General features: G+C 63.9%; 8 protein-coding genes and 1 riboswitch. Of the genes, 5 read left to right on the top strand and 3 right to left on the bottom strand.

The window, feature by feature from the left end; translation table 11 throughout:
* Together V7E26_RS28235 and V7E26_RS28230 are read left to right on the top strand one after the other, a co-directional pair.
* On the top strand, positions 1-794 hold a 794-nt coding region (locus tag V7E26_RS28235; protein ID WP_324422682.1), incomplete at its 5' end, for a hypothetical protein.
* Positions 795-913: 119 nt separating this feature from the next.
* On the top strand, positions 914-1,189 hold the full coding sequence (locus tag V7E26_RS28230; protein WP_324422681.1) for a hypothetical protein: 276 nt from the start codon (positions 914-916) through the stop codon (positions 1,187-1,189).
* A gap of 74 nt (positions 1,190-1,263) precedes the next feature.
* Here the strand turns inward: V7E26_RS28230 and V7E26_RS28225 are convergent, their stop codons facing one another.
* Positions 1,264-2,124 (bottom strand): TIGR02594 family protein, encoded by an 861-nt coding sequence (locus V7E26_RS28225; protein ID WP_324422680.1) that lies wholly within the window; start codon positions 2,122-2,124, stop codon positions 1,264-1,266.
* A gap of 258 nt (positions 2,125-2,382) precedes the next feature.
* Here V7E26_RS28225 and V7E26_RS28220 point away from each other — a divergent pair, with 258 nt between their 5' ends.
* Positions 2,383-3,255, top strand: a complete 873-nt coding sequence (locus V7E26_RS28220) for an alpha/beta fold hydrolase (RefSeq protein WP_324422679.1) — start codon at positions 2,383-2,385, stop codon at positions 3,253-3,255.
* A 95-nt stretch (positions 3,256-3,350) separates the two neighbouring features.
* Here V7E26_RS28220 and metW read toward each other — a convergent pair whose 3' ends face one another.
* Together metW and metX are read right to left on the bottom strand one after the other, a co-directional pair.
* Positions 3,351-4,019, bottom strand: coding sequence for a methionine biosynthesis protein MetW (metW, locus tag V7E26_RS28215; RefSeq protein ID WP_324422678.1), 669 nt, complete (start codon positions 4,017-4,019; stop codon positions 3,351-3,353).
* 1 nt (position 4,020) lies between these two features.
* On the bottom strand, positions 4,021-5,277 hold the full coding sequence (gene metX / locus V7E26_RS28210) for a homoserine O-acetyltransferase MetX (RefSeq protein ID WP_324422677.1): 1,257 nt from the start codon (positions 5,275-5,277) through the stop codon (positions 4,021-4,023).
* A 77-nt stretch (positions 5,278-5,354) separates the two neighbouring features.
* Positions 5,355-5,434, bottom strand: a riboswitch (SAM riboswitch).
* A gap of 153 nt (positions 5,435-5,587) precedes the next feature.
* On the opposite strand from metX, the gene V7E26_RS28205 reads away from it, so the two are divergent.
* Positions 5,588-6,436 carry a chorismate mutase gene (locus V7E26_RS28205; protein ID WP_324422683.1) on the top strand — a complete coding sequence of 283 codons (849 nt, stop codon included), beginning with the start codon at positions 5,588-5,590 and terminating at the stop codon, positions 6,434-6,436.
* Positions 6,437-6,466: 30 nt separating this feature from the next.
* Positions 6,467-7,160: pyridoxal phosphate-dependent aminotransferase (locus tag V7E26_RS28200; protein ID WP_324422676.1), on the top strand; the 694-nt coding region annotated here is incomplete at its 3' end.

Genomic DNA, 7,160 nt, shown 5'->3' with positions numbered 1-7,160 from the left:
ACAAAAAATCTCAAAATTCGCGTTTTCGGGCGCGAATCCGCGAAGTCGGGTTAAGAGATTGTCGGCCCTCGCCGAACCAAAATCCGGAATCTGCGATACTCTCACTTACCGGATACAGCGAGTGGGGGCTCAATGTGATCAGGACGATCTGGCTTGGCTTGACGTTTCTAATTATCCTGGCGGCAGTGGCTTCGTTCAGGTTCGCATATGGAAACTTCGACGCCACCAATGCCTCAAGCATTTCCCGTCAAGAGAGCAATCGGATTGTCGTTGCAAGGGCTGTTCAACAGCCTGTCGCGATCGCCATGCCGTTGCCAGCCGCTTACGTCCCTCCCGCACCTGCCGATCCCGAATTTGCCAGGCCTGAGCCCGATCTCGATCCGGTAGAGCCGCTACTTCGCGTGCCGCCAGCGATCGTTGCAACGAGCAGCCCGCCATGGCGCGAGATCCCCTCTTTCGAAACCAGGAAGACGAAGGGTCCGAAGATCAGGCGCAGGAATGCCGAATTTGCCGAGTCCGAGCCCGATCTCGATCCAGTAGAGCCGCTACTGCAAGTGCCGCCAGCGATCCCTGCAGCGAGTAACTCCGGTCCGCCCTGGCGCGATCTCTCCTCTTTCGCAACTCAGCCGAAGGATCAGAAAATCAGGCGCAAGAGCGCCAGGAAGGAAACCGTCGTCGTGGACAAGGATCTGGTGGCCGCCGAGCCAAAGGCCTGCCAACTGGAGGATTTTGATGCGCTCCGGTGGGCGTTCAATTTGCCGACAGGCTGCTTCAGCAGCGCGTCGCTCCTGTAACGAGATGAAACCTCTGCCGCGGCGCGCTTCATCGATTTTTTACTTCAAGACAACGCCGGCTTTCCCGCCGTATAGTTCAGCCCTCAGACGAGCGGATGTCTGTTCGGAGGTTTGAGTTCATGCGCAAAACCCAGGGATTGCTACTTCTGACACTTGCTGCTGTCCTCTTCAGCCCGCCGGCAGGCGCGCAACGGGCTGCAGCCGAAACGCCGCAGACCATGCTGTCGGCCCAGATTCGCATGCAGGGGTTCACCTGCGACAAGGCGCTCGGCGCCACCAGGGACGCAAAGCGCTCCCGGCCGGACCGTGCGGTCTGGGTCCTCAGATGCAGCAACGCGACATACCGCGTCACACGCGCGCCCGACATGGCGGCGCAGGTGCAACCGCTGCCGTGAGCGAATGGCTTTTTGTAGCGGGAAGGTCCCGGGTGTCGCTGCGCTCACCCGGGCTGCACTTCCAATGCGCCGTGTCAGCTCGTCGGCATGACGTAGGCGTAGATCCGGCCGCGCGAGACCGGGGCCTCGCGGACGCGGTTGCCGTTGTTGCCGGAGATCATGATCGGATTGCCCCTGGCGTCGACGCCGGTGATGATGCCGACATGGCCGCCGCGGCGGCCGCGCGACATTACCGCGATAGCGCCGATTTGCGGGCCGGACACACGCTGGCCGTACCTCGCGAATGAGTTCGCCATATCAGAGCCGGTGCCGCGATAGCCGGAATGCTGCAGCACCATGTTCATGAACCGCGCGCACCACAGGCTGCCGCGACCGGTCGGGTTGCCGCCGAGATATTTGCGCGCTTCGGCGACGACATTCGAGGACGTGGAGCCGGAGGCCATGGCGCCGCCGGTCGGCGTCACCGTTGCATTCGACGCGATGCCCGCGGCGGGCGCGACGCTGGCGTTGGCATCGGCAAGACCGCGCGACTGCACCTGCGCGACGGCGCGCTCCCAGCGCGATTCATGCCTGGCGTGTCGTGCCCTCGCACGGCGGCCGGCGCGACCGGCTCGCGCTTCGGCGACGTTGGCCGGGCCGAAGCCGGCCGGCGCCATCATTGGCGCGCTGTTCGGGGCATAGCCCGGATTGAACTCGGCGAAGCCACCGGCCTGCATCCCGGCACCCTCGCGCTCCCGGCGCGACGTGTAGTGTGCATGGCGATGGTGGCGATAGGCATGATGCTTGAAGTGACCCGCGTGATACGCGCGGGCGTTCCGCCCTGCGCCGTGATGCGGTCTTGCTGAAGCCGGAGAAACAAATACGAAGACGGAAGCCGAACACAGCGCCAGCCCAAGGAAACGAAGCGACCGGCGAAACGCAAACAACTGATTCATCCTTGATCCTCTGTAGCACCCCCTGCTCGCCCCGTGCGTTCGCGTACGAACGAACGCGGGGCGTTTTGCATTGCGGGATATGACGAGAGGAAGATTTCATGTGTCGGCCAGATAACGATTCCGGGGTTATTCCGCGCAGATTCCGTGGCGAAAATGAATCCAGTCCGCCGTATTGCAGCCGCGAAAATTAACTGCAATTTTCACCACCACCCGCGCAATGATCTTGCGTGAAGACAGGAAAATCGAGAGGAAAGCGAAATGCCCCATGCTGTCGCCAAGGATAACGTCCGCCTCTACTTCGAAGAGGCCGGAAGCGGCACGCCGATCATCTTCCTGCACGAGTTCGCGGCCGACCACACCAACTGGGAGCCGCAGATGCGCTACTTCTCGCGCGGCCACCGCTGCATTGCCTATTCGGCGCGCGGCTATACGCCCTCCGACGTGCCGGCCTCGGCCGATGTCTACACCTACGACTATTTCTACACCGATGCGCTCGCCGTGCTCGATCATCTCGGCATCGAGAAAGCGCATTTCATCGGGCTCTCGATGGGCTCCTATTCCTCGCTGCAGGTCGCGCTCAACGCGCCGGCGCGCTCGCTGTCGATGACGCTTGCCGCAGTCGGCTCCGGCGCGGACCTGGACAAGCTCGACGCCTTTCGCGCGCAATGCGTCGCCAATGCCGAGCAGTACGAGGCGATCGGCTCGGTCGAAGTCGCCAAGGCGACGCGCGAGGCGCCGAGCCGGATTCCCTTCCTGCTGAAAGACCCGCGCGGCCATGCCGACTTCTATGCGGCGCTGGCGCGGCATGACGCAAAGGGCTCGGCCAACACGATGCGCAGCTTTCAGGGCAAGCGCCCGTCGGTCTACACCATGACGGAGGCGATCCGCCGCGTGGCGACGCCGGCGCTGATCCTCTGCGGCGACGAGGACGACAATTGCGTCGGGCCGAGCCTGTTCCTGAAGAAGCACCTGCCGGCGGCCGGGCTGTCGTTCTTTCCGAAAGCCGGGCACGTGCTGAATCTGGAAGAGCCGGCGCTGTTCAACGAGATGGTGGAACGGTTCATCGCGCTGGTGGAGGCCGGCCGCTGGCCGGTGCGCGATGCGAGGTCGATGGTGGCTGTTCACGTCTAACGGTGTCATTGCGAGCGAAGCGAAGCAATCCATGCCGCCACGCGTGGACCGATGGATTGCTTCGTCGCTGCGCTCCTCGCAATGACGTCGGAAACTTATTTACCCTTCTCGCCCCGGCTCAGCAGGAACACGCCCTGCTCGCCGAACATGTTCCAGACCCACCAAGGCAGGTTCAGCGGCACCGGGCGGCCGTAGAGATCCAGCGCCACCGCGCGCTCCATCTTGACGTTGATCTCGTCGCAGAGCTCGACGAAATCCTTGATGGTGCAGAAGTGGATGTTGGCGGTGTCGTACCAGGTCGCCGGCAAATTCTCCGTGCGCGGCATGTGGCCGCCGATCAGAAGCTGCAGCCGCATCTTCCAGAAGCCGAAATTCGGGAATGACACGATGGCGCGGCGGCCGATGCGCAGGAGGTTCTCCAGCACCACCCTCGGCTGCCGCGTCGCCTGCAGCGTCTGCGACAGGATCACGTAATCGAAGGCGTCGTCGGGATAGTTCACGAGGTCGGTGTCGGCATCGCCCTGCACCACTGCAAGGCCCTTGGCGACGCAGCGGTTGACGCCCTCGCGCGACAATTCGATGCCGCGACCGTCGATTCCGCGGCGCTCCAGGAGTTGCAGCAGCTCACCGTCGCCGCAGCCGACATCGAGCACCCGCGAACCCGGCTCGACCATGCCGGCGACCAGCAGATGATCGGTGCGATCGCTGCCGGTGCGGTCGGGCACGATGCCCGGCAGTGGCAAGGTCTGATCCTGAAGCGCCATATCAACCATCTTTCCTTGACGCGTTTTCTTCACGCGAACCGGTACCCACTTCGCCCGGAAACGCTTTGCCTTTCAGGCCGCGCGCCTTGCCGGCCGATTCCAGGAAGGCGCGCGTGATGTCGAAGAACTCCGGCACGTCAAGCAGGAAGGCGTCGTGGCCGCGATCGGTCTCGATCTCGGCGAACGACACCCGCGCGCTCGACGCGTTCAGTGCATGCACCAGCGCGCGGGACTCCGAGGTCGGGAACAGCCAGTCCGAGGTGAACGACACCACGCAGAACCGGGTCTTGATGTCGTTGAACGCCTTCGCCAGCACGCCGCCATGGTCGGCGGCGATGTCGAAATAGTCCATCGCCCGCGTCAGATAGAGATAGCTGTTGGCGTCAAAGCGCTCGACAAAGGACGAGCCCTGGTAGCGCAGATAGCTCTCGACCTGGAAATCGGCGTCGAACGAAAAGGTCGGGAGGTCACGATCCTGCATGCGACGGCCGAACTTGCGATGCAGCGCGGCGTCGGAGAGGTAGGTGATGTGCCCCGCCATCCGCGCCACCGCGAGCCCGCGATGCGGTTGGGTGTCGCTTTCGAAATAGCGCCCGTGATGCCAGTCCGGATCGGCCATCACGGCCTGCCTTCCCAGCTCGTGGAACGCGATGTTCTGCGCCGAGTGGCGCGTCGCGCAGGCGACCGGCATCGCCGAGAACACGCGCTCCGGATAGGCCGCCGTCCATTGCAGCACCTGCATGCCGCCCATCGAGCCGCCGAGCACGCAGAGCAGCGTTTCGATGCCGAGGCGATCGAGCAGCATGGCCTGTGCGCGCACCATGTCGGGGATGGTGATCAGCGGAAAATCCAGCCCCCACGCCTTGCCGGTCGCCGGATTGGTCGAGGCCGGACCGGTCGATCCCATGCAACCGCCGATCACGTTCGCACAGATGATGAAATATCTGTCGGTATCGATGGGGCGGCCGGGACCGACCATGATTTCCCACCAGCCGGCCTTGCCGGTCAGCGGATGCGCGTTGGCGACATGCTGATCGAGGGTCAGTGCATGGCAGATCAGAATGGCGTTGCTGCGGTCGGCGTTGAGCTCGCCATAGGTCTGATAGGCGATCTGGAACGGCGCAAGATCGATGCCGCAATCGAGTTTCAGGGGCTGATCGGTGCCGAACTTCGCCACCAGCGACGTCGGATGATCGGCCTCGTGCGCACGATCCTCGCTGAGGATCGACGGACCTTGTATCGAATGCGCGTTTGTCATGACTTCCGACCCGCCTCCTCGCGGAGGCCCAGAACTCAGGCCACAAAAAACCCGGCCTGAACAAAGGTTCGGCCGGGATCAACTGGTCCCCGGCCTGTTTAGCGAGTTGTTTAACGTGGCTGCAAGCCGGCCGGCTCAAATGACCACGGAATGCCGTAAAATTAGTCGCAGGCGGGCTTTTCGTCAAGGCAGGCCCATGGTTAACCGGATGGCGGAAGCCCTCATGGCGAGGGGTGCTCTTGCGCCGTCTCGAACCATGGGGGAGAACGGGCTTCATCCCTCAGGTTGCTCAAAAATGTCCGATTCTCAGATGTCGAAGGCTCCGCCGGCCCCGCCCTCGCTGCAGGAATTGCGCAAGGAGATCGATTCGATCGACGAGCAGGTCCATCGCCTGCTGATGGCGCGCGGCGACATCATCGACCGCCTGATCCAGGTCAAGCAGACCCAGGAAGTCGGCTCCGCGTTCCGCCCCGCGCGCGAGGCCAGCATGATGCGCGAGCTGGTCCGGCGCCATCGCGGCATCCTGCCGCTCGACACCATCGAGAGCATCTGGCGCGTCATCATCTCGACGTTCACCTATGTCCAGGCGCCGTTCGCGGTGCACGCTGACGTCTCCGTCGGCGAATCCGCGATGCGGGATTCGGCGCGGTTTCACTTTGGCTTCGTGGTGCCTTATGTTGGCCATTTCAGCGCGCAGGCGGCCGTCGAAGCGGTGGCGAAATCGAAGGGCGATCTGGCGCTGGTCTCGGCGATCTCCAGCCGCACCCCATGGTGGAATCTGCTCGAGGCGGAAGGCGCGCCGAAGATCATCGCGCGGCTGCCGTTCCTCGAACGCGCCGATCATCCGGCGGCATTGCCGGTGTTCGTGATCTCGCGGGTCGCCGACGATGCCATGGTGACGGAAGTGCAGACCTGGAGCGTGCGCGTCTCCGGGTGGAACGCCGATATCGCCCGCGCAGTAGCGCCGCTCGCCGAAATCGTAGCGGTCCCCGATACCGCCTTCGACGGCGCGGCGCTTCTGGTGTCGGATGCCGGCACCGGCTTCGAGAAGATCAAGGCTGCCCTGATCCAGGCCGGGGCCTCGGTGCGCTCCTCGGCCCTCGTCGGCAGCCACGCAACGCGCTATACGGTGCCCCCGAACGGGTCGGCCAGGTCCTAGGTCGCCGCCCCGCCATTTCCGGAGTTGAAGATGTCCCGCCCCGTGCCGAATCCCGGCATTCTCGATATTGCGCCCTACACGCCCGGCAAGACGCCGGTGCCGGAGCCGGGCCGCAAGGTGTTCAAGCTGTCCGCGAACGAAACCCCGTTCGGGCCGTCGCCGAAGGCGATGGCCGTCTACAAGGACGCCGTTGACCATCTGGAAGACTACCCGGAAGGAACCTCGAAGGTGCTGCGCGAGGCGATCGGCCGCGCCTATGGGCTCGATGCGAATCGCATCATCTGCGGCGCCGGTTCGGATGAAATCCTCAACCTGCTGGCGCACACCTATCTCGGCCAGGGCGACGAGGCGATCTCCACCACGCACGGCTTTCTGGTGTACCCGATCGCCACAATGGCGAATGGCGCCAGGAATGTCGTCGCGCCCGAGACCAACTTCACCGCCGATGTCGACGCCATCCTGGCGCGGGTGACGCCGAAGACAAAACTCGTGTGGCTGGCCAACCCGAACAACCCGACCGGAACCTATCTGCCGTTCGACGAGGTCAAGCGGCTGCGGGCCGGGCTGCCGTCGCATGTGCTGCTGGTGCTGGACGCCGCCTATTCCGACTATGTCTCGCGCAACGACTACGAGGTGGGCCTTGAACTGGTGGCGACCACGGAAAACACCGTGATGACGCACACCTTCTCCAAGATCCACGGGCTGGCGGCGCTGCGCATCGGCT

This window comes from Bradyrhizobium sp. (assembly GCF_036735945.1).
In the GTDB taxonomy this organism is placed as follows: domain Bacteria; phylum Pseudomonadota; class Alphaproteobacteria; order Rhizobiales; family Xanthobacteraceae; genus Bradyrhizobium.
The sequence above is the reverse complement of the archived record's forward strand: the minus strand, read 5'-3'. Positions and strand labels throughout refer to the sequence as shown.